Annotated in this window: 19 protein-coding genes; 16 read left to right on the forward strand and 3 right to left on the reverse strand. The window is 28.0% G+C overall.

The window, feature by feature from the left end:
* The first annotated feature begins 177 nt into the window (after window positions 1-177).
* The 4 genes from CLOBL_RS12970 (at window position 178) to CLOBL_RS12985 (ending at window position 5,377) form a co-directional block, all read left to right on the forward strand.
* Complete coding sequence (locus tag CLOBL_RS12970; protein ID WP_077859430.1) at window positions 178-894, forward strand: SDR family NAD(P)-dependent oxidoreductase; 717 nt, start codon at window positions 178-180, stop codon at window positions 892-894.
* 312 nt (window positions 895-1,206) lie between these two features.
* Window positions 1,207-2,427 (forward strand): cadherin-like beta sandwich domain-containing protein, encoded by a 1,221-nt coding sequence (locus tag CLOBL_RS12975; RefSeq protein WP_077859431.1) that lies wholly within the window; start codon window positions 1,207-1,209, stop codon window positions 2,425-2,427.
* Window positions 2,428-2,657: 230 nt separating this feature from the next.
* Window positions 2,658-4,073: a TldD/PmbA family protein gene (locus tag CLOBL_RS12980; protein WP_077859432.1), complete on the forward strand. Its 1,416-nt coding sequence runs from the start codon at window positions 2,658-2,660 to the stop codon at window positions 4,071-4,073.
* A complete protein-coding gene (locus CLOBL_RS12985) occupies window positions 4,073-5,377 on the forward strand; it encodes a metallopeptidase TldD-related protein (RefSeq protein ID WP_077859433.1) in 1,305 nt (434 codons plus the stop codon). Before CLOBL_RS12980 ends, CLOBL_RS12985 begins: the two co-directional genes overlap by 1 nt.
* Before the next feature lie 263 nt (window positions 5,378-5,640).
* Here CLOBL_RS12985 and CLOBL_RS12990 read toward each other — a convergent pair whose 3' ends face one another.
* A complete protein-coding gene (locus CLOBL_RS12990; protein WP_077859434.1) occupies window positions 5,641-7,380 on the reverse strand; it encodes a methyl-accepting chemotaxis protein in 1,740 nt (579 codons plus the stop codon).
* A 229-nt stretch (window positions 7,381-7,609) separates the two neighbouring features.
* Between CLOBL_RS12990 and CLOBL_RS12995 the strand changes: the two genes are divergently transcribed.
* The 11 genes from CLOBL_RS12995 (at window position 7,610) to CLOBL_RS13040 (ending at window position 21,245) form a co-directional block, all read left to right on the forward strand.
* Window positions 7,610-8,281 carry a response regulator transcription factor gene (locus CLOBL_RS12995; RefSeq protein WP_077859435.1) on the forward strand — a complete coding sequence of 224 codons (672 nt, stop codon included), beginning with the start codon at window positions 7,610-7,612 and terminating at the stop codon, window positions 8,279-8,281.
* Between the two features lie 2 nt (window positions 8,282-8,283).
* Complete coding sequence (locus tag CLOBL_RS13000; RefSeq protein WP_077859436.1) at window positions 8,284-9,795, forward strand: ATP-binding protein; 1,512 nt, start codon at window positions 8,284-8,286, stop codon at window positions 9,793-9,795.
* 271 nt (window positions 9,796-10,066) lie between these two features.
* Window positions 10,067-11,296, forward strand: coding sequence for a hypothetical protein (locus tag CLOBL_RS13005; protein WP_077859437.1), 1,230 nt, complete (start codon window positions 10,067-10,069; stop codon window positions 11,294-11,296).
* Between the two features lie 281 nt (window positions 11,297-11,577).
* Entirely contained in the window at window positions 11,578-13,575 is a 1,998-nt protein-coding gene (locus CLOBL_RS13010; RefSeq protein ID WP_077859438.1) for an ATP-binding protein, read from the forward strand.
* 276 nt (window positions 13,576-13,851) lie between these two features.
* The gene (locus CLOBL_RS13015) at window positions 13,852-14,952 is read left to right on the forward strand and encodes a DUF6348 family protein (RefSeq protein ID WP_143323867.1); all 1,101 of its coding nucleotides are present in this window, start codon (window positions 13,852-13,854) and stop codon (window positions 14,950-14,952) included.
* A 429-nt stretch (window positions 14,953-15,381) separates the two neighbouring features.
* Window positions 15,382-15,978, forward strand: a complete 597-nt coding sequence (locus CLOBL_RS13020) for an FMN-dependent NADH-azoreductase (protein ID WP_077859440.1) — start codon at window positions 15,382-15,384, stop codon at window positions 15,976-15,978.
* A gap of 229 nt (window positions 15,979-16,207) precedes the next feature.
* Window positions 16,208-16,363 (forward strand): hypothetical protein, encoded by a 156-nt coding sequence (locus CLOBL_RS28010; RefSeq protein ID WP_179117751.1) that lies wholly within the window; start codon window positions 16,208-16,210, stop codon window positions 16,361-16,363.
* A 106-nt stretch (window positions 16,364-16,469) separates the two neighbouring features.
* Window positions 16,470-17,393 (forward strand): ribonuclease Z, encoded by a 924-nt coding sequence (locus CLOBL_RS13025; RefSeq protein WP_077859441.1) that lies wholly within the window; start codon window positions 16,470-16,472, stop codon window positions 17,391-17,393.
* Window positions 17,394-17,737: 344 nt separating this feature from the next.
* Complete coding sequence (locus CLOBL_RS13030) at window positions 17,738-18,439, forward strand: lysophospholipid acyltransferase family protein (protein WP_077859442.1); 702 nt, start codon at window positions 17,738-17,740, stop codon at window positions 18,437-18,439.
* 16 nt (window positions 18,440-18,455) lie between these two features.
* Window positions 18,456-20,462, forward strand: coding sequence for a TetM/TetW/TetO/TetS family tetracycline resistance ribosomal protection protein (locus CLOBL_RS13035; RefSeq protein WP_077859443.1), 2,007 nt, complete (start codon window positions 18,456-18,458; stop codon window positions 20,460-20,462).
* A 72-nt stretch (window positions 20,463-20,534) separates the two neighbouring features.
* Window positions 20,535-21,245, forward strand: a complete 711-nt coding sequence (locus tag CLOBL_RS13040) for a SprT family zinc-dependent metalloprotease (protein WP_077859444.1) — start codon at window positions 20,535-20,537, stop codon at window positions 21,243-21,245.
* Between the two features lie 48 nt (window positions 21,246-21,293).
* On the opposite strand, the gene CLOBL_RS13045 is transcribed toward CLOBL_RS13040, so the two are convergent.
* Together CLOBL_RS13045 and CLOBL_RS13050 are read right to left on the reverse strand one after the other, a co-directional pair.
* Window positions 21,294-21,743: a DMT family transporter gene (locus CLOBL_RS13045; RefSeq protein ID WP_077859445.1), complete on the reverse strand. Its 450-nt coding sequence runs from the start codon at window positions 21,741-21,743 to the stop codon at window positions 21,294-21,296.
* Between the two features lie 13 nt (window positions 21,744-21,756).
* Window positions 21,757-22,179: a DMT family transporter gene (locus CLOBL_RS13050; protein ID WP_077859446.1), complete on the reverse strand. Its 423-nt coding sequence runs from the start codon at window positions 22,177-22,179 to the stop codon at window positions 21,757-21,759.
* A 171-nt stretch (window positions 22,180-22,350) separates the two neighbouring features.
* Here CLOBL_RS13050 and CLOBL_RS13055 point away from each other — a divergent pair, with 171 nt between their 5' ends.
* Window positions 22,351-23,043: a cyclic nucleotide-binding domain-containing protein gene (locus tag CLOBL_RS13055; RefSeq protein ID WP_077859447.1), complete on the forward strand. Its 693-nt coding sequence runs from the start codon at window positions 22,351-22,353 to the stop codon at window positions 23,041-23,043.
* The last annotated feature ends 184 nt before the right edge of the window (window positions 23,044-23,227 follow it).

Consider the following 23,227-nt stretch of genomic DNA (forward strand, 5'->3'; position numbering starts at 1 on the left):
ATTATATTTAAAAAGAAAATCTGCGGATTACTATAGTAGTACGTGGATTTTTTATATTAATTTTTTATTAGTATAGGATAAATAATAAAAATATGGTATAGTTTACATAGTATAAAAAATACCAATTTACGTTATTAAAAGCAAAAAAATCAAAGGAAAAATCAAGGGGGATTATTTATGAGTTATTGGAAGAATAAATGTGTTGTTGTTACAGGAGGCACTTCGGGTCTTGGAAAAAGCTTAGTTTTAAAGTTAATAAAAATGGAAGCTAAGGTTGCGTTTTGCGGCAGATCAGAAGAAAAAATGAAGTGTGTTTTAGATGAAATAAATGAAGGAGATAGAAAAAATATATTTTATGAAAATTTTGATATTGCAGATGAAAATAAGATTATTTCATTTGTTAATAATGCAGGAGATAAATTTGGTACGATAGATGTGCTAATTAATTGTGCTGGAGCAAACACTGCACGAGGTTTAGTAGAAAGTATTAAAATCGAAGATATGAATTTAATGTTAAAGGTAAATACTATAGCACCATTAGTATTTATAGAAGAGTGCTATAAATATATGAAAGTGAAAAAAGAAGGGGTAATTATAAATATACTTTCAACATGCTGCTTATTTTCAAATGAAGGTAATGGAGCTTATACGGCAGCTAAAAGTGCTTTAGATGGTTTGACTAAAGTATTTAGAAAAGAAGCGAGAAAGAATAATATAAGAGTATGTTCTGTATATCCAGGTGGAATAAATACTCCATTTAGAGCTCAGGAAAGAGAGGATTATTTAAGCCCAGAAAATACTGCAGATACGATATTAAAGACACTGGATATAGATACGAGTGTCGCTTTAGATGAAATTGTATTAAGACCATTTGTAGAGACGAATTATTCTTAAAATAGAGGATATACTTAAAAAACTGCAATATTCAAAAAAATGAATTTGCAGTTTTTTATTATTTATAATAAAAAAGGCTTAGATGTGAGAAAATTTTATAATGAAATTAAAAAAATATGTCTAGGTGCAGGATTTATCTGGATTTTTAAGTTGATTTACTAATGAGTTATTAAAAAAGTACCAGAAGTGGTATTCTATATTGTATTATATAGTGGAAATACAGTTATACCATATCAATGAAACTTATAAAGTAGTCACCGGTGCAAGAGTAATAAGATAAGTTGATATTTATAAAGTTAGAGGAGTGACAATATGAATAAAAACTTAAAAAAAGTGATTGCAATTGCACTCACAGTTAGTGCATTTGGTGCAGTTATACCGGGAACAAGCTTTGGTTTAATTAGCACAAAGGCATATGCAGCTAGTGGAGATTTAACTAGTGTAAAATTAAAAACATCTGATGGGAGTACAATAAAAACTTATGATGAGGATGACTATAAAAGTAAGAATGAAGTAGATGATGATAAATTAGAAGATAATGGGATTTATTATGCAAAAACTTCATCGGATACAATAAAAGTTACTACAAAAGGTGTTAGCTCAAGCCATGTTAGAATATTTAAAAGCAAAAGTAATTCAGCGAAAGGGATTAAGATAAGTAGTTCCATTGATTTGTCAAAGGATTCAACAACAACGCTCATTATAAGAACATATGACGATGATCCTGGAACTGTGAAATATAGTGATGATTCTTATACTAGCCAATATACTATAAAAGTAAAATGCACTGCGACTTCTTCAAATGACGATGAAGATGATGAAAATGATGATGTGTATTTAAAGAGCCTTTCTTTAAGTGATGGAAATATTAGTTTCTCAAAGAATACTTCCAGCTATAATGTATATGTAGCTGAATCTGTAAATAAGATTTCAATTGCAGCAAAACCCGATTGTGATAGTGACGAATATGACGATTACACAGTTAGAATAGATGGATCAAAAGTTGATGAAGATGATAAATTTAAAAAAACAGTATCGTTAGATAAAGGTAATAATGAAATAAAAATAACGGTTGAAGATGATGATGATAATAAAAGAACATATACATTAGATATAACTAGAGGCAATACAAATAATAATAATACAAATAATAATGAAACTGCAGCTATAATTAAAGCTAATCAATGGGTGTTAGTAAATGGGCAGTGGCAATATAATGATACTTTAGGCAAACCAGTAAAGAATATGTGGGAGAATAATTACTATCTTAATTATGATGGAAATATGGCAACAGGTTGGAAGTATATTAATGAAAATTGGTATTACTTGGGCTATGATGGAGCTATGAAAAAAGGCTGGCAATTTATAAATGGAAGTTGGTACTATTTAGATAAACAGGGGAAAATGCTTACAGGCTGGTTTAGAGATATTAATGGTAAATATTATTACTTATATACTAGTAGTGGGGCTATGGCCCATAATACTATAATTAATGGGTATAAAGTAGGTTCAGATGGAGCGTGGATCAGTTAATAGAATAATGTCATGATTACTAGAGAGGTGTCTTTTGGAAAATCAAAAGATACCTTTTTTATGTAACTAATAAAAAAACATTTTCTAGAGTTCTTTGAAAAATTTTCTGTATTCTATAAAATTTAAGAAAATATATGTATAATGGTATATATTGTGATTATTAAAAACTAAATTGTGATATTTTTAAATTAAAGTATAAATTTTGATTGGTTAAAAAAGGAGGAGATTTAGTGAAGGTATCAAACTCAAAATTTTTAGTGAGCAGTAAACCAGTTATAAGTAAGTTAATCACTATGCTATCTAAAAATTATAAATATGTTTCAGTACTTGGAACAGATACAAAAGGAAAAAGCTTTAGAGTATCAAAAGCAGGAATAGATGTGAATGATTCTATGTTAGTTGAAAGGGGATTTGTTATAAGAATACATAATGGAATAAATTACTCAGAGTATTCATTTAATGAATTAAGTGAGGAAAAATTGGATTCTATTGTAACAAATATTAATAATAAACTCAATAAAGCTTCTGAGGATATATCCATAAATTCATATGAAGTAATAGAAGAAGACGAGATTAGAGACAACCTTTTAGGTGAAGTTAAGATAAATCCAGAAGAAATAGGATCTGATGTGATTATAAAATCCTTAGTAGAGATAAAAGATGATGCTTTAGATTATTCAGATTTAATTGTAAATGTGGATGTGATATATAATACTTATCATATATCAAAGCTATTTATGTCTAATAAGAAAGAATTGGAACAATCATATATGCTAGGAGAGGGATATATATTTTCTGTAGCGAGAAGGGAAGAGAAAACAAAATATTGCTATAAATCTTTTTCAGGATTAAAGGGCTTTGAAATAATTGATGAACTTAAAGAAAAGTATAGGAGTATTGTAGAGCAAAGTATAAAGTTACTTGATGCTAATACGGTAGAACCTGGTGAATATGATGTAATATGTGCTCCGGATGTATCCGGATTAATTGCTCATGAAGCTTTCGGACATGGAGTAGAAATGGATATGTTTGTGAAGAATAGAGCTAAGGGTGCAGAATATATAGGAAAGCAGGTAGCTTCTGCTTCAACTACTATGCATGATGGAGCAGCAGCAACTAAGCATATGTCCTCATATTTGTTTGATGATGAAGGAACCATAGGAACAAATACTGTAATAATAGAAAATGGAATATTAAAGAATGGTATATCAGATTTGTTGTCTGCAATAAAACTTGGAACTATTCCAACAGGAAACGGTAAGAGAGAGTCTTTTGAAAGAAAAGCCTATGCAAGAATGACAAATACATTTTTTGAAGCTGGAAATGATAAAGTCGAAGATATGATTGCTTCAATAAAATATGGTTATCTCCTTGAAGGAGTATTTAGTGGAATGGAAGATCCTAAAAACTGGGGGATTCAATGTATAGTCCTTTTAGGTAGAGAAATTAGTGATGGAAAACTTACCGGGAAGTTAATATCTCCAGTAGTAATTACAGGTTTTGTTCCTGATTTATTAAAATCAATTTCTATGGTCTCTGAAGAGGTTCAGCTAGATGGAGCAGGATATTGCGGTAAAGGCTACAAAGAATTTGTAAAGACTTCATCTGGTGGGCCATACATCAAAGCGAAAGTGAGGTTAGGATAATGCTTAAAAGAATAAAGCAAATTCTTATAAATAATAAAGAAATTGATGGTTATAGGATAATTGAAAGTAAAGTGGAGTCAAATGAGCTTTTCTTTGTAAAAAAGAATATTGACATGGATAGAGCTAAAGATGTACATCATTTCAAAATAACAGTTTATAAAGATATTAATGAAAATGGAAAAATATATAGAGGTTCAGCAACAACAAATATACATCCAACAATGAGTGATGAAGAAATAGAAAAGTCAGTTGATGATGCTTTATTTGCAGCACAATATGCTAAGAATCCGTATTATCCTTTAGTGAAACCAGTATCAAAATATAAAACAATGAAAGCAAGTGAATTTGAAAGAGAAAGTCTGCCATATTGGATGAATGAAATAACAAAAGCAGTTTATAGAAACGATAATTATGAAAAAGGTGGAATTAATTCCTGTGAAATTTTTTTGAACAAAGTATATACTCATATTGTAAATTCTGAAGGAGTAGATACAGAATCTATAAATTATGACTGTATGGTTGAATTTATTACTACATGGAAAGAGGCAAGTGAAGAAGTAGAATTATATAAATGTTTGAATTTTTCTGAGTTAGATAAAGATAAAGTGGCTAAAGAAGTAGAAAAGATAATTAATATATGTAAAGAAAAAGCTATAGCAAAAAATACCCCTAAGCTTGAGAAAACAAATGTATTACTTACTGATGAAGCAGTTAAAGATATATTTTCTTTTTATTATTCAAAAAGTAATGCAATTACAGTTTATAGAAATGAATCTACATGGAAAATAGGTGACAAGATTCAAGGTGAATGTGTTACTGGTGATCTTATAACAATGATACTTGATCCATTTATGAAAAATTCAACTAGTTCGGCAAGTTTTGATGAAGATGGATTTCCTTTAGAGTCTGTGACTATATTAGAAAATGGTATATTAAAAAGATACATTGCGGATAATAGATATGGTCATTATTTGAATGTACAACCGACTGGAACAATAGATAATATAATAGTTTTGGGTGGAAGTAAAACAATCAGTGAATTAAAAAATGAACAGTATATTGAAATAGCTGCATTTTCAGATTTTACTGTAGATGAACTAACTGGAGATTTTTGTGGGGAGATAAGACTTGCTTGGTATTTCGATGGCGAAAATTCTACTTCCGTTACAGGTGGCTCTATTTCCGGGAATATAAATGAATTGCAAAATGAAATGTTTCTATCCAAAGAAGTCCAAAAGCATAATAATTTTGAAGGACCCAAAATGGTAAAATTATTAAATGTAACAGTGACTGGAATTGAATAAAAAATTCATGTTAGAAAAGAGACGTGCGTTTCTTTTGCATCTTTATGCTAGTCATAATAAACAATAACTATATCAGCCCTTCTTTAGCAAAGATTAAAGATAACTTGATTTTATATATTACATGTAATAGAATTAAGAATATTTTTCATATAAAAGTTGATTCCCCATATTCAAACATTGCGTTGTCTAAATATGGGGAGATTTAATTATTATTTTTATGCATATAAGTTACTATTAATAGATATTATTGAAAAAGGCACTTACTAGACTTTAAATTTAGAAAGAGTATCTTGTAATTTTTCTGATAGTTCTGCTAAAAAATTCATTGATGATGATATTTCTTCAAAAGAGGCTGAGTGTTCTTCAGTTGCAGCTGCAATTTCTTGTGTATTTGACGTATTTTGGTTAACTATATTTACAATATTGTTAATTGAGTTTTCTACATATATTGCATTTTGATTAATACCTTTAGTTTCAGTAACAACCTCTTTTATTTTTTGGGTAACTTCAAAAACAGATTTTTCAATAAGCTTAAGTGAATTATCTGTTTCATTAAGTGACCTTGTCTGCTCTTCTATTGAAACATTTGTATTACTAACTTCTACAACAGCCTTTTCTATATCAGCTTGTACTTCATTTATTAAATTGCTAATTTTTTGTGTTGATTCCTTTGAAAGTTGTGCTAGGTTATTAACTTCATTAGCTACAACAGTAAAGCCTCTGCCTGCTTCTCCAGCTCTAGCTGCTTCAATAGAGGCATTCAATGCAAGCAGATTAATTTGTCCCGTAATTCCATTTATAAATTCAATAACTTTTCCTATTTCATTTGACTTTGCAGATAAATTTGAAATTACAATGCTTACGCTTTTAGAGGCATCTTTAGTAATTGACATGTTTTCAATTTGATTGTAAAGATCTTTTGAACCATTGCTTACGGTATTAATTGCTTTATCTGCAAGATCCATTATCTGTACTGTATTTTTAGTTATATTATCTAAACCTTTCGCAACATCTTTAACGGCACTATTGCTTTTTTCAATTAAATTGTATTCTTCGGAAGCACTTTCAGCCATATTAGAAATAGCTGATCCAACTTGTTCAGAGGCCTTACTAACTTCTGCAGAGGTTCTCATTATATCATTTGAAGAAGATACTACGTTTTTAGTAGTACTATTAGCTTCAGAAATTAAAGCTCGTATTTTATTTATAAATGAATTAAATTTTTGAGTCAGCTCACCTAACTCATCTTCTTTATGAATTATTCCATTAATTGTTAAGTCACCCATTTCAGCTTGTTCCATTAACATCTTAAATTGCTCTATAAATTTTGTAATTCGTTTATATGTAAATGAAATTAACACTGCAAAAAAGATAGTCAAAATAATACCTATAATAACAATAGAAATTAAAGTTTTATAAAAATTTCCGCTATCAATATTAGATTGAGCAATCATATTTTGACTTTCAGTATTAGCTTTATCTTGTATGTCTTTTACTAATGCATCCATATCATCTGTAGGTTTGCGATCAATACCAGTAACTAAGCCGTCTACTATGTGGTAGCTTTCTGGATTATTGGAATCATAGTTTTTAAGGGCTTCAGTATATTTAACATAAAGTTCCTTATGAGTGTCTAATAATTCTTCTACTGAAGAAGTATCTAATCCCTGCTTAGTCATATCTTTTTTAAGAGTAGAAAGTTGATTTTGAACATTTTCATTTTCTTGTGTAAATTCAGAGTGATATTTATTAAAAGATTCAATATTATTGCCCCTTAGTAAAGTATCCTTCCACCCCTGAACTTGTTTTTTAAAATTTACCTGAGCTTGTCGTGATTCATCAACTAGTGCTATATATTCTGTTGTTCTTTGTAGCCTAGCTTTATTTTTTTCGCTATAGTTTTGAAATGCAATATATGAAAAGCTTGTAATGCTAATCACAAATATCATGACAAAGCCGATTAGGCAATATAATCTTATTCCTATACCTTGGCTGTTTTTCATTGTGTTTGTATCCCCCTTAAGTAGTGTAATAAAATTGTTAAAATTGCAACTATATTATATTACTATAAATTTTGGCAGATGATAAGACATATATACAAAAAGTAACAAAATTAAGGTAAGGAAATTTTATTCAACTAATCTTATAAAAAGATGTTAATATATAATTTGTGACATAATTGTAACAAAAAATGCTTATAATGAATATATTAGGAGTTTTCGGAGGTATAGAATGAAGGAAAATAAAATACTAGTAGTAGATGATGAACCTTTAATAAGAAAGTTGGTGACGGATTTCCTTAAAAGACAAGGTTATATTACCATTGAGGCAGAAGATGGTAAAAGAGCTATGGACTTGTTTTGGAAAGAAGAAAATATAGATTTGATAATTCTTGATGTCATGCTGCCTGAATATGATGGATTTACTGTATGTAGAGAAATAAGAAAAAAATCTAAAGTTCCAATAATAATGTTAACAGCAAGAGGAGAAGAATTTGATGAGGTATTTGGATTAGATATTGGAGCAGATGAATACATCTCAAAACCTTTTAGCCCTAACATATTGATAGCCAGGGTAAATGCTGTACTTAGAAGAACAAGCTTAACGAATGACGATGTGAAAAAATTTAGTGGATTAACAATAGATCATAATGCACATCAAGTTACAATTGATGATTCTATAATTGATTTAAGTCCAAAAGAGTATGAACTATTGACTTATCTTTCAGAAAATTATGGAAAGGCATTAAGCAGAGAACAAATACTCGATAAAGTATGGGGCTATGATTATTATGGTGATTTAAGAACAGTTGATACACATATAAACAGATTGAGAATAAAACTAAATGAAAAAAGTGATTATATACAAACTGTGCGTGGTTACGGTTATAGATTTGAGGAATGAGGATGAATAAATCAATAAGATCAAGACTTTTTTTATCAATAACAGTTTTGTTGATACTATTTATTGGAGTTTTATGGCTAGTTAATAATTTGTATCTTCAGCAATATTACATTCAAAATAAAGAAGATATACTAAAAGAAAATGCACAAAATTTGGTTAGCATGTATACAGGAGATCCTGATGATATTCAAGATGAATTGGATAGGGCAGCTAATATAACGGGTGGTAGTATTGATATCTTTGATAAAAATGGGAAGCTTGTTTATAAATCTTCAAGAAGAGCACCAATGGAGAAAAATGTTGTTGACAATATGAAAAAAGGATTTAGAGGAAATATAGATCCACCACCAAATTCGCCAGAAGAGATGAATAAACTTAAAGATTCGAATGAATATGATGAAGGAAAGTTTTATTTTGAAAATAGGTGGGATATGCAGTTAAAAATAGATTTTTTGACACTTGTAACTAAATTAAATAATGGTGATCTGCTTACTCTAAGGGTTCCTTTAGTTTCAATAAAAGAAAGTGTGGATGTAGCAAACAGATTTATACTTATGATAGGTGGAATAATTGTAGCACTAGGAAGTATAGTAGCATTTTGGTTTTCAAAAAGATTCACAAAACCCATACTTGAAGTAAATAATATTGCTCAAAATATGGCTAAATTTGATTTTAGCAAAAAGTGTAGAATAAGTGGTAGAGATGAAATCGGCCAGCTTGGCCAAAGCATTAATTATTTATCAGGAGAGCTTAATAGAGCAATTACGGAATTAAATATAAAAAATCAAAGGCTTGAAGAAGATATAGAAAAAGAAAGAAAGATAGATGAAATGAGAAAGGAATTTATATCAAGTGTTTCACATGAGTTAAGAACACCACTATCTTTGATACAAGGATATGCAGAAGGTCTTGCAAGTAATGTAAACGAAAGTGATGAAGATAGAAATTTTTATTGTAATGTTATCATGAATGAAACGAATAAAATGAATAAGTTAGTTAGAGATCTATTAAATCTTTCGCAAATAGAATCGGGTTATTTCCATATAGAAAAAACTGAGTTTAATTTAACCGCCTTAATAGGATATGTAATTAATAAATATGGATCAATTTTTGAAGAAAAAGATATTAAAGTGCAGTTTGAAAATAATGAAGAGATAATTGTATCTGGAGATATGACTAGAATTGAACAAATGCTTACTAATTATATTAATAATGCAATTAATCATTTAGACTATAATAAAGTTATTAATATAAATAAAGTAGTTATTAATGAGAAAGTAAGGGTAAATGTATTTAATACAGGAAAGCATATACCAGATGAATCCTTAGAAAAAATATGGGATAGCTTTTATAAGGTGGATAAAGCAAGAACAAGATCTTATGGAGGATATGGTCTTGGCCTTTCGATAGTAAAGGCTCTTGTGGAACTTCATAATAATGCCTGCGGAGTGGAAAACATACAGAATGGAGTGAATTTTTGGTTTGAACTTGATATGGTAAACACTGCAACATAGCTAAAAAGAGCTGTCGCACAAAGAATAAAACTACAATAATATTGTATTAAATTTTATTACAAAATATTGTGGTTGAATTTCTTAATGCGGTAGCTCTTTTTAGTTGAGAGTAAATTTAACGTTTATCATAGGCATATAAAATCTTAATAAAAAAGAGAAGTATGAATAGAAAAAGTGGGTAGCGGTTATAAAAATGTGATATAATAGTTGTAATAATTTTCCATAAAATATAGACATATTTAGCATTAAAGTAAATTAAAGGAGGTATAAGATGACAAGGAAGTTAAAAATAACTTCGATTAAGTTACCATCAAAGACTATACTAATATGCATGATGATTATAATTATATCATTAGGGAATGGACTAATGGCTAAAGGTACAGAAATAAATATCGCTTCCTCAAATGTTATTTCAAATGATAAGGTGAATGAAAATGATTTCATCGTTGATCCGCCAATTAAATTTTATGAGAATATAAAAAAGACAGAGAAAATAGCAAATATAAAGTTTAAAGTACCTGATTTTTTACCAGATGAAAGTAAAGTAAATGGCTTTGAAATAATAAAACTATCTGATAAGGATAATGCAGTAGGAATTTTATTTGAAAGTTCTGAAAGTAATTTTTCATTTTTAGTTTCAGCAAGTGACCCTGTAGAAACCTTAAAAAAAATAGAAAATAATAGGACAAAAGCTATTGAGAATATTAAAGTTGATGGCCAGAAACAGCCTTTGAAATTAGGAGATATTAATGGATTAAATGTTACAATAATTACTACTTTACCAGCAAGGAAGATAGGGGATAAGTATTTAAAAGAAAGCCAAAAAGTAAGCAAGTATTATATATGGAAAAATGAAGGTTTATGGTATAGCTTGGAATATAATTCAACTTCTAAGAGTGAAGAAAATAGTAACATTTTAGTTAACATATCAAAAGAAGATACTATAAATATAATAAAATCTTTAAACTATCCAGAGAAAGTCAAAAACGTAGATTATTCATTATTTAGAAATACTTCAACAGGAATTTCTGCACTAAATATTTATGATATGGAGGATTTAGAGAAGGCTAAGACCTTACTTCATTTTAACCCTAAATTCCCATTAAATATTGGAGAAAATATAAAAATAACTGGAGCAATAGTTGGAATATCAAAAGAATGCAATAAAAAAGATGATATATCCGAGTATAAGCTTAATAATTTTTATTCAAATAAAGATGGTTCAATTATTTTTACGGAACAAAAAAAATCAAATATTTATGAGGAGCTAAGTAAGAATGGATTAATATCTTATAAGGAAGATAATGCAATTCAACAAATTAAAGCAGAGAAATTAAATATTAGCAATAATGAAGTCTTTAAATATTTAAGTGAAGGTTGTATCCCTCAAGTGAACTATGTTTGGAGAGAAAAGGATATATATTATTCGTTAAATATTTTTATAAATATTTTAAATTCTGATGAAATAGCTAAAAGCTTCATTGATTCTAAATCCATATAGTGATTGGAAAGTTAAGTGATTAAGAGCTCTAATAGAATAGTATTCCCATCGTTAAGGTATTTCTTTTAAGAAAATATCTTGATGGTGAGAGTACTATTATTTTATTGTTTCCAAAATTTGGGGGAATATTTTTAAAAACATAAGTGGAAAAATAATTTTACGATGTAACTTGAAAATAATGAAATAGAAAAGAAAAGTAATATAAAAATAATGTTATTATACGACTAATAGGAGACTTTTATGTAATAAGATGATAAAATTATATACAATGGAGGACGATTATGTATAATTTATCGATTAATCAGAAAAAACTTATAGAGTTTTTTATTTTAGCATTTTTATTTTTGAGCTTGAATTTTATAGGAAAGCAAAATTACATATTATTTAATAATATTATAGAAATAATGACTGTCATTTTAGGTTTTACGCTAATAGTAGTTTCCATAAATACAATTAAAACTGGTGAAAATAATTACTTTCACATTTTGGCAATTATTTTTGGATTTGTCAGCATAATTAATTTATTTTATATATTACTGTCAGGTTATTATAATAGAGGTATTCAATTAAATATATTTGATGAATACTATGAATGTGTTATGTTAATTATATCCTTTAATTATATTAATAAAAAAATTTATTGGCATAAGATGTTATACCTTCATATAATAATAGCAATTTTTATAGTTCTAGGCATTATTGGATTTAACTTTATTATAATAAATTCTATGGATAAATATTTTTTGACTTTATTATATCAGATAAGTAAAGGATTGCTTGCGATATGCTTTACTGTTACCTTTCTGAGTATTATGAAGTGTAAGGTAAATGTTTTGAATAATAATAAATATGGCTTATTAATGGCAGTAGTATTTGAGATATTATCATGTATATCGTTTATTATTTATGGTAATGTCTATGGAGCAGGTAATATATTAGGAAATTTGTTTAAGCTTATAGCATGCTATTATGCATTTAAAGCAACGTTAAAAGGTATAATAATAGATCCATATACCAATTTATTTGAAAAATTTGAAAACAAAGCTTATGAATTAGAAAATGTTAATGAAAAGCTTTATGAAGCAAATCATAAAATTCAAAATATAGAGAAACTGAATGAAAGATTCATTAATTTGATTCCAGATGGACTTTTGATAGTGAGGGATAGAAAAATTGAATCCGCAAATAAAAGATTTTTAGATATGTTAGAAATAGATAATGAAAATGAATTAAAAAATAAGCTCTTTATTGAAATTCTTGATAAACAATATCATGGAATATTTTTGAATAGGATAAATTCACCAGATAAAGGCGTATTAGAGAGGCAGCAAGAGTATGAATTTGTTTGGAAAAATAGAAAGAAATGGGTTGAAACAACATCATTAATTGTTAATGATGAAGATGGAGAATACATTATTTCAGCAATAAGGAATATTGAAGATAGAAAAAAGGCTGAGGAGGCAGTACAATTATTAGAATTAAAGAGAAAAGAAGAAAATATGAAAAATGACTTTTTTGCCAATATATCTCATGAGTTGAGAACTCCAATAAATGTAATATATTCAGCACTCCAAGTAGAGAATAACTATTTAGAAGATGATAGTGCTAAAAAATTGATTCTTAAATATAATAAGATTATTAGGCAAAATTGTTTAAGACTTATGAGATTGATTAATAATATTATAGATATCACAAAAATTGAAACAAGCTTTTTTAAACCAAATTGTAAAATAGAAAATATTGTTTCTGTTGTAGAAGATATAACAATGTCAATTATTGAATATGCAGAAAGTAAAAAAATTAAATTGATATTTGATACCGAAGTTGAGGAAGCTTATGTAAGTTGTGATTCGGATTTAATTGAAAGAATTATGTTAAATCTATTGTCAAATGCCGTAAAGTATGGGAAAGAAAATGGCGGCATAGAGGTTTATATATGCAAAAGCAGTGAAAACAGTATATCTATTTCGGTAAAAGATGATGGGATAGGGATACCGGATGAAATGAAAGTAAAAATATTTGATAGATTTTTAAAAGTAGATAATAGTTTATCAAGAAGGACAGAAGGTAGTGGTATTGGACTATCTCTTGTAAAGCAGCTTGTAGAAATTCATAAAGGTACTATTACTTGTAATAGTAAATTAAATGAGGGATCTGAATTTGAAGTAATATTTCCGACAGTTGAATATTCCATAAATACCCCTAATACTGAAGAAATTAACCAACCTAAAAATGCGATAAAACCTACAGAAATAGAATTTTCTGATATATATTATTAGTTTATAACTAACAATTTAATTTAGACTAAAGAAGAAGGATAGTAGTTATTAATGAAACTACTATTCTTTTATTATTAAAGAAATTAATTTTTATGTAGAAATTTGTATAAAAACAAAAATGTAAAAAAGTAGAATAATATGATATAATTATATAAAATATTAGCATTAGAGGTATATTACAAGTTTATTTGTAAATTTTGATATTAAGCGGAAAGGGTCACAGGATGCATGTTTTTATTTAATAAGAAGCAAGTTATGACAAACGAGGAAAAAATATTGGGATATTTAAAAAAAGCAATTCCAAGCAGTAAAATTAATGGTAATGGTGTATATTTATCCAAATATAAGCTGACAATTGAGCCTCATATAGGAAAAATAGATAATAATAGTTTGGCTAAGGTAGTGGATTTATTCTTTAACATAAAACATGAACTATTTTGTGAATCTTTTATAGAATCAGCTACAGGAATAGGAAAAAATCTGGAGGAAGCATTTCAACAATGTGTAGATCATTTCTTAGTGGGACCTCTCTATGTTATTAAAAATTGTATAAGTGGTAAAAGCAACGAAAATTTTGAAACCACTTTTTTAGGGAAAAGAAAAGGCTGGCAGTTGTTTCAAGGTTCTATTCAAGGTATTAGAGATGAGGAAGAAAAAAAGTATATACGGATTTGGAGTATAATTGGAGAAAAAGCAAAAGCTAGATTAGGAAATAAGAAAATTTATTGGATTAAAATATATATTGGCAAATTTTCAAATGGTGAAATTATTTCTAAGTGCCGTATTAATGGAGTTTATAATAATGAAATCAGTGATGATATTTCGGAGTATATAAAAACTTGGAAGGGTAATAGAGATATCTACTCTTTAAAGCAATATTTTCTAATAAAGCAACATAGTGAAACGTATAGTGAATATGAATTCTCAGAAGAAACTGTTAAAGAATTCACGAAAAGGGCTGTTAAGGTTCTTGGAGTTTGTAACTCAGAGGAAAAACTCCGAGAAGTGAATGATGATATTTATAAAATTACTGGAGATTTAAATTTAGCTTATGAAATAAAAAGTTTTATACCAGAAATGCTTTGTGAACTAGTATTTAGCAATGTTAAATATGGTGATAGAATTAGTATAATTAAAGATAACAATAGAAGTTTAGAATTTTATAAAAATCAGTTTACAAGTTATTATTGGATCTATAGTGAATTGGCAAACAATTATTATCATAGTAATGTTTTGGAAGAAGAGATTAAAACGATAATTTTATTAAGTTCAAGTTATGAAGTGATTAACAATGCACTAGATACTGGAACTAAGATTCAAGATTTAAAAAATTTAGAAATAACGCTATATGCTTTTAAAGAATATATTCCAGCATGATTTTGAGAAAGCTAATTAGAAGGTTAAAATAATATTTAACGTTAACAATGTTATAGGTTATATTAATTTAAAAGCTAGCAGTAGAATGAGCAAATTATAAAAAAGTACTCATCATTAATTTAAATATAAATCTCAAATAAGACTTATTCTCATATTGAATGAGTCTTATTTGATGTGAGATGTAAATAAAAAATATTTACATTAATTAGAAAGATGTGGTATAATTTTCTTAAATAATTATTATTAATTAACAATAGTTAAAACTAAAACATAAATAATATTTAACTTCTTAAAAATTAGGATTATTAAAAAAATTTCATATATTTTAATAATATAAATAAGTGAAAATACGCACACTTATTTATAGAAAGTGTGTGTAAAAAGGTATAAATAAGAGTATGTTAATGAATTAAGAAAGGAAGCTGAAAAATGAGTAAAGTATTGTATATAAAGGTTAATAATAAACCAGAAGGGCAGTCACGAACTTTTAAAATTTCAGATAATTTTATAGAAGAGTATAGGAAGAATAATCCAAATGATGAGATTGTAACTTTAGACTTATATAAAGAAAAGATAGATTTTTTAAAGGGAGAAGATTTAGGTACAATATTTGGACCTAAGAATGAGCAGAGCCGCAATCATCCAGTTTTAAAATACACATATGAATTTGTTGAAGCTGATAAATATGTAATAGCATCTCCAATGTGGAACTTGAATATCCCATCTATTTTAAAAGCGTATATAGATTATGTTAGCGTAGTAGGAATAACTTTTAAATATACAGAACAAGGTCCTATAGGACTTTTAGAAAATAAAAAGGCTTTGCATATAGCATCAAGAGGTGGTGCGTATTCGGGAACTCCATATGAAATGGATGGAATATATTTGAGAAATATTCTAAGTTTCTTTGGTATTAATGATGTAAAAACCATTGCAGCAGAAAAGTTAGATGTTGCAGGTGAAGATACAGATAAAATTTTGCAGGATGCAATAAACGATGCATGTGAAATTGCCAAGGATTTTTAAAGAAAATAAATTACTTTTTATAGTAGTATATATCGAATAGAAACCATAAGTTTTGAATAATTACTTATGCGTTATTTTAATAAATTTATGATATTTTTGCTTTGTAAAACATAATTTATACTTTATGTAATATTGACGTATAAGTTATGTTTTATTTTGTTTATATATATAATGTATTAGAGATGATGAAGTGATTTGTTAAAAAATCACACTAGATATAGGAGGAAATATGGATAAGAAAAGTATAGAAATGATGAAAAAACTAATAGAAGAAAAGAAACAAAAGGGAAATAATATTAAAAATAGTAAGAAGGCTTCAAAAGTAATTGGGAAAGCATCAAAGGGTGTTAAAGTAGGTAATGGTGGCGGACTGTTTGATAAATAGTAATTAATATGAACATAATATTATAAATAAAGGATAGAAAAACTATATTCTATTTTACCTGAGAAAAAATCACATAGATTTGTATTAAGAAAGGGGATTTAGGCAGATGGTTGATTTGCTTTTATTAGGTTGTGGTGGTGGAATGCCTATGCCTAATAGATTTTTATCATCTACATTATTAAGTTATAAGGGAAGAAAGATTCTTATTGATTGTGGAGAAGGAACGCAGGTATCTATGAGGATATCTAATACAGGATTTAAAACTATTGATATTATATGTATAACTCACATTCATGGGGATCATATTGTAGGTCTGCCAGGCCTCCTTGGAACTATCGGCAACAGCGGAAGGACAGAGCCAGTGATAATAATAGGACCAGAAGGAATATGTGATACAGTAAATAAATTAAGAGTTATAGCAAATTGGCTTCCATATGAAATTAATATAATAGAAAATCCAAAAGAGCGCCTTGAAATGAATAAATACTCAAATTTAGATGTTCAGATTTCAACTATTGAATTAGAACATTCATCACCTTGTATAGGCTATTGTTTCAACTTTAAAAGACAGCGCAAATTTTGTGTAGAGAAAGCTGAAAAAAATAATGTTCCTAAGATTTTATGGGGGAGACTACAAAAAGAAGAGGAAAAGATTAGCCTAGATGGGGTAGAATATATTAAGGAAATGGTACTTGGAAATGAAAGAAAAGGAATAAAAATCAGCATTATAACAGATACAAGACCAATTGCAAAAATACATAAATTCATTGAAGATAGTGATTATTTTATTTGTGAAGGTACTTATGGAAATAATGAAGATTTGCCTAAGGCAATTAAAAATAAGCATATGACATTTAGGGAAGCAGCTGCTTTAGCCAAAAGCGGAAAAGTTAAAAAGCTATTACTCACTCATTTTGGAACTGCCATGAATATGCCAGAAGAGTATTTAAGTAATGCAAAAGAGATTTTTAATGATACTATAATAGGTTTTGATAGATATAACATAAACTTAAATTTTGAAGAAGATTAATGAATAAGTAATTTTAATTTCTAGGAATGGAGATCAGTAAATATAATATTTTATAAGTAAAAGACCTACTCTAAGATAAGATGTGAGGTCTTTTCTATATAGTATAGTTAAAATTAAAAACTAGGAGCAAAGAAGATTAAAATAATATTTGCAGCAGCTTTAAAATAAATATGGTTACTTAGTAAAAAATATAGTGTTAGCAAATAAGTAAAAAAAAGAGTATAATATTTTAGGAATTTACACAGATAGGCAAAAAAACAGTAATTATGTATGTTATTATAAAGAGAAACTAAACTATGAAATTATATTAGTAAAGACGAAAGAAAAAGGAGAATTAAGGGAATATGTTTTTAAAAAAATTACATTATGGTTTTTATATGATATGGCTGAGGATTAAAGGCTTTAAATTTGAATTTCTTAAGAAAACAAAAGGTGAAAAGTCAGCACTTATTTATTTACAAAAGGTTGCATATAATTGGAGCAAGTTTACAATGAAGATTATTGGAATAGATTTGGATGTACAAGGCTTAGAGAATATTCCAAAGGAAACTTGTGTTTTTATTGGGAATCATTCAAGTATATTAGATATTCCAATATTACTTTATACTACAAATAGAAATTTGGCCTTCATATCTAAAAAAGAAATTCTTAAAGCTCCAATAGTAGGATATTGGCTTAGAAGAAATAAATCTGTAACTTTAGATAGGGAAAATCCAAGAACAGCTATTGATACAATTAATAAGGCTGTCAAAAATATAGAAGAAGGAACTACCATGGTTATATTTCCTGAGGGAACTAGAAATAAGGAAGGAAAAGTTGGAGCGTTTAAAAAAGGTAGTCTAAAACTAGCTACAAAGACTAAGGTTCCAATAGTACCGGTAAGTATAGATAGGGCATCAAGAGCATTTGAGGACACAAGAGAGTTTATACCTACAAAAATAAAAGTTGTCTTTGGAAAACCTATAGATACTAAGAAGATATCAAAGGATGACGAAAAAGATTTGGTCGAAAATATAAGAAATATAATTATATCAAATTTGAAATAAAAATAAGGATGATTTTATGAAAAAGACAATAGGAATATTAGCACATGTTGATGCTGGAAAAACTACTTTTTCTGAACAGATACTTTATCATACTAATAGCATAAGAAATAGAGGAAGAGTAGATCATAAGGATTCGTTTTTAGATAGCCATAGCATTGAAAGAGAACGTGGAATAACTGTATTTTCAGATCAAGGAATATTTGAATTTAATAACTCTAAATATTATCTAGTTGATACTCCTGGACACATTGATTTCAGTACTGAGATGGAAAGAGCAATTGAAATTATGGATTATGCTATAATTGTTATAAGTGCGGTTGAAGGTGTTCAGGGACACACTCAAACAGTATGGAATTTACTTAGAAAATATAATGTTTCAACTATATTTTTTATTAATAAGTTGGATAGAGTTGGAGCTGATAAAGATAGAGTTATTAAAGAAATAAAAAAAGATTTGACAAAAGATATATGCTATTTAGAGAATGATTCTTTAGGGCTTAATAATAATTTCAGTGAAGAATTAATTGAGTTTATAAGTGAGTATGATGATGAGCTTTTGGAAAGATATTTAGAAGGAAATTATGATTTTGGTATCTGGTTAAACACATTTAAAATTCTTATAAAAGAAGGTAAAGTATTTCCTTGTTTTGGAGGTTCAGCCCTTAAGGATGAAGGAATTGTGGAATTTTTAAATGTTTTTGATAAGCTAAGTTTTACTAAATATGATGAAGGTAAAGAATTTTCAGGGCGTGTATATAAAATTCGCCATGACGAAAACGGTAATAGAATAACGTTTATAAAAGCTCTATCAGGAACTTTAAAAATTAGGGATGAAGTTAAATATGGAGGCGAACTTAAAGAAGAATCAAATTTAGAATCGACTTCTAAGTATATTAATGAAACTTGTGAAAAAATAAGCAGCATTAGAATATATAATGGAAGTAAGTTTAAACCTGTAGATATTGTAAAAGCAGGGGATTTATTTGCTATTTCAGGTCTTTCAAAAGCAGTGGCTGGAGATGGAGTTGGAACACTTAAAGAAAAGACGCACTATGAAATGATTCCAACTTTAATGTCTAAAGTTATATTTGATAATACTTGCAATGTACGTGAGATTTTAGGTTATTTTAAAATATTAGAAGCTGAAGATAACGCCTTAAATATAATATGGAATGAAGCACTTCAGGAAATTCATGTCCATATAATGGGTAAAATTCAATTAGAGGTTTTAAAAGAAATAGTACAGGAGCGATTTAATTTAAGTGTTGAATTTGGTCCATGTCAAATTCTTTATAAAGAGACAATAGAGGGGGAAACTATAGGATGTGGTCATTTTGAACCTTTAAGACATTACGCTGAAGTTCATTTGAAACTTGAGCCACTGCCAAGAAATAGCGGAATTGTTTTTGAAAACAAATGCCATAGTGATGACTTGACTTTTGGAAATCAAAATTTAGTTAAAACTCACATTTTTGAAAGAGAACATCATGGTCTTTTAACTGGAGCATCAATAACAGATATAAGAGTCACTCTTTTAACGGGGAGAGCTCATAATAAGCATACATGTGGCGGAGATTTTAGGGAGGCAACTTTTAGAGCATTAAGACAAGGACTTGAAAAGGTAAAAAATATACTATTAGAACCATATTATAAATTTGTGATTGAGATTTCCAGTGAGCATATAGGGAGAGTTCTATCGGATATACAAAGATTAAATGGAATCTTTGAACCAGCGGAAATAGAAGGGGATAGAGCGAGAATAAGTGGAAGAGGACCAGTTGCAACATTTATGGACTATAGTATGGAAGTTATAGCATTTACTAAAGGAAAAGGAAGTATAAATTTGATGTATGATGGATATGATGTTTGCCACAATAGCGAAGAAGTAATACAAAACAAAGGATATAAGAAAAATGCAGATATAGAGTATACGTCGACATCTGTGTTCTGCTCACATGGCCAGGCATATCTAGTGCCTTGGGATGAGGCAGATGAAGCAATGCACTGTGAAGTGAATATATAAATAAATTTTATAGATTATAAATCCTAATTAAGTTTGGGGTTAGAAATTAAATTTGAAACTTTAGGAGAAAGTATGAAGCTGAAATTTAATTATAAAGGGAATGAAATAGAATTTAGTATAATTCGAAAAAAGAGAAAAACTATTTCTATCAAAATTGAAGAAAATGGAGATATTGTTGTTGGAGCCCCTTTAAAAATAAGCAGTGAGTATATTTTACTTGTTGTAAAGAATAAAGCTGCTTGGATTATAGATAAGCAGAAAGAATTAAAGCTAAGGGGGACTAAAAGAGCTAAAAGAGATTTTTCAAAAGATAGCACTTTTATGTATTTAGGAAAAGAATATCCGTTTAATTTGATTTTTGAAGAAAGAAGGAAAGATATATTAATTGAATTATGTGATGAATTTAAAATATATACAAATACATTTGATGTAGAAAAATTGAAATTAGAATTAGAGAAATGGTATAGAGAAGAAACTTTTAAAATTGTAACGAGAAGAATAGAATGTTATTCAAATAATTTTAAAGATAAGGTGACAGCTATAAAAGTAAAAGAACAAAAGAGAAGATGGGCGAGCTGTACTGGAAAAAACGCTATTTTATTTAATTGGAGAATCAGTATGGCTAGAGCCGATGTCATAGATTACATTGTAGTACATGAAATGTGTCATATGGATCATAGGAATCATTCAAAGTATTTTTGGAATAGAGTTGCGGAGATAATGCCAGATTATAAAGAAAAGCATGAATGGCTTAAATTAAATGGAATGAATCTATTTATATAAACCTATTTTGTGTCAGATTAAATTAAATGCAGAAGTTTTTTTCTGCATTTAATTTGGTTCGGATGATTTTTCAGCTTCTGAATCAACGTGAAGGTTATACGCTAGCCCTGCAACTACAAGGAATCCACCAACAATCTTAGCAAAAGGAAGTGTTTTAAAGGTTATCCAATCTATAATTATTCCTGTAAAAAGCTGTCCAATAAATATTATTAAAGTTGCATAAAAAGACGACATTTTCGGAGTTATAACACTATTTAATATTACGATAACCACACCTAATATACCACCTAAATAAGCATAAGCTGGAATATTATAAAGCTGGCTGAGTGTAATCGTATCTCTAAAAATTAAAAACAATATTAAAGCTGCAAATATGCCAGTTAAATAATTGAAAAAACTTGATTCTATTAAACCAACAGTTTCTGAAAGCTTGGTGTTAAGTATCCTGGAAATCACAACAATAGCACCAGCAGCAATTGAAATTAGTACATAAAACATAAAATCCTCCTTTTTAGGCAAAAGCCATAACAAAAATTCCCAAAGTAATTATTAGTAACCCAATAAATTTTTTCTTATTAAAAGATATTTTCGGCATACCTAAGAAACCATAATGATCAAAGGCCAATGAAGTTAAGAGTTGCCCCAAAAGCCCTAATGCGACAGGGAGAGAAACGCCAAGAACTGTGTAGCTTAAATTGTTAAACATAACTGTAAATACACTAATGGCACCGGCAATATAAAGATATAAAGGTAAGTTGTTTCTAAAAGAAATTCTTATTCTTTTATAGAGCATTATTACTATTACACTTGCAAATCCAATAAGGTGAATTATAACTAAAGAAGAGTAAGTGTCTAGTCCATTTGAGAGATTTCCATTAAAAACTATCATAATTGCAATAAGTATTCCGATTAATAATGATAAAAAATTGTACATACGTTTCTCCTAAAAAATAAATTATTATTTATTAGCTAACTTCAACATATTAGTTAAATATAAATTAAACATGAAGAGTTGCTGTTTATATTTTAAGCGATTATAATAAAATATAAATAGGACATAGGTCATGTTTTGAAATTATACTTGGAATTTCTTAAGGAGAATATGATGATAAAAATAGATGATAGTAAAAAAATTGAAAGATACGTCGAGAAATATAAACTCAATAATATATTCTCTAATGATATGGGAGAACATATGATGTTATATATGTTTAATAAGGGAGATTATATATGCAGGGAAGAAGAATATTTAGATAAGATGTTTTTCCTAGTTGATGGAAAGGCAAAGGTCTCCAAGCATCTAGAAAATGGCAAATCATTGCTGATATCATTTTATAGACCATTCACAATAATAGGCGATGTTGAATTTATAAAAAATAATACAACAGATTGCAGCGTACAAGCAATAGAAGATACTTATTGTATAGGTATAAGCTTTGATATTGTAAGAAGCGAATTAATAGAAGATTGCAAATTTTTAATTAAAATATGTGATTATTTAGGTGAAAAGTTAACAAGTAGCAGTAATAATAGTTCCATAAATTTGTTATATCCATTTGAAAATAGGCTTGCAAGTTATATAGTCGCATTTGCAAATATAAAAGATGATGAAAATAAAAAATTTATGTTTAAAGAGAATTATAACGAAATAGCTGAACTTCTCGGAACGACGTATAGGCATTTAAACAGGACTTTAAATAAGTTTTGCCAAGATGGTATTTTGGAGAAGAACAATAAAGAATACATAATACAAGATTATGATAAATTGCTGTATTTAGCAGGAGATTTGTATAAGTAAATTTTGGGTATAAGTTTTTCAATATATATGTTGAAATTAGTTTTTTGCATTTTACATTTGGATATGTACGTAATATACAGATGTAAAATGCAATTTTATTATTGCAAAATATATATTTAATATAAAATTAAAAATGGACACTAGATTTCATTAAAATATCCAGTGCCTCTAGTGCGTATTTGCA

The organism is Clostridium sp. BL-8, assembly GCF_002006495.1.
Taxonomy (GTDB): Bacteria; Bacillota; Clostridia; order Clostridiales; family Clostridiaceae; genus Clostridium.

What these genes read in the sequence shown, in the direction of transcription:
- CLOBL_RS13000 (WP_077859436.1), top strand. Translation starts at nt 8,284, where the DNA reads ATGAATAAATCAATAAGATCAAGACTTTTTTTATCAATAACAGTTTTG.
- CLOBL_RS12975 (WP_077859431.1), top strand. Translation starts at nt 1,207, where the DNA reads ATGAATAAAAACTTAAAAAAAGTGATTGCAATTGCACTCACAGTTAGT.
- CLOBL_RS13040 (WP_077859444.1), top strand. Translation starts at nt 20,535, where the DNA reads ATGAAGCTGAAATTTAATTATAAAGGGAATGAAATAGAATTTAGTATA.
- CLOBL_RS13030 (WP_077859442.1), top strand. Translation starts at nt 17,738, where the DNA reads ATGTTTTTAAAAAAATTACATTATGGTTTTTATATGATATGGCTGAGG.
- CLOBL_RS12990 (WP_077859434.1), bottom strand. Translation starts at nt 7,380, where the DNA reads ATGAAAAACAGCCAAGGTATAGGAATAAGATTATATTGCCTAATCGGC.
- CLOBL_RS13045 (WP_077859445.1), bottom strand. Translation starts at nt 21,743, where the DNA reads ATGTTTTATGTACTAATTTCAATTGCTGCTGGTGCTATTGTTGTGATT.
- CLOBL_RS13010 (WP_077859438.1), top strand. Translation starts at nt 11,578, where the DNA reads ATGTATAATTTATCGATTAATCAGAAAAAACTTATAGAGTTTTTTATT.
- CLOBL_RS12995 (WP_077859435.1), top strand. Translation starts at nt 7,610, where the DNA reads ATGAAGGAAAATAAAATACTAGTAGTAGATGATGAACCTTTAATAAGA.
- CLOBL_RS12985 (WP_077859433.1), top strand. Translation starts at nt 4,073, where the DNA reads ATGCTTAAAAGAATAAAGCAAATTCTTATAAATAATAAAGAAATTGAT.
- CLOBL_RS12970 (WP_077859430.1), top strand. Translation starts at nt 178, where the DNA reads ATGAGTTATTGGAAGAATAAATGTGTTGTTGTTACAGGAGGCACTTCG.
- CLOBL_RS13020 (WP_077859440.1), top strand. Translation starts at nt 15,382, where the DNA reads ATGAGTAAAGTATTGTATATAAAGGTTAATAATAAACCAGAAGGGCAG.
- CLOBL_RS13050 (WP_077859446.1), bottom strand. Translation starts at nt 22,179, where the DNA reads ATGTACAATTTTTTATCATTATTAATCGGAATACTTATTGCAATTATG.
- CLOBL_RS13035 (WP_077859443.1), top strand. Translation starts at nt 18,456, where the DNA reads ATGAAAAAGACAATAGGAATATTAGCACATGTTGATGCTGGAAAAACT.
- CLOBL_RS13055 (WP_077859447.1), top strand. Translation starts at nt 22,351, where the DNA reads ATGATAAAAATAGATGATAGTAAAAAAATTGAAAGATACGTCGAGAAA.
- CLOBL_RS28010 (WP_179117751.1), top strand. Translation starts at nt 16,208, where the DNA reads ATGGATAAGAAAAGTATAGAAATGATGAAAAAACTAATAGAAGAAAAG.
- CLOBL_RS13025 (WP_077859441.1), top strand. Translation starts at nt 16,470, where the DNA reads ATGGTTGATTTGCTTTTATTAGGTTGTGGTGGTGGAATGCCTATGCCT.
- CLOBL_RS13005 (WP_077859437.1), top strand. Translation starts at nt 10,067, where the DNA reads ATGACAAGGAAGTTAAAAATAACTTCGATTAAGTTACCATCAAAGACT.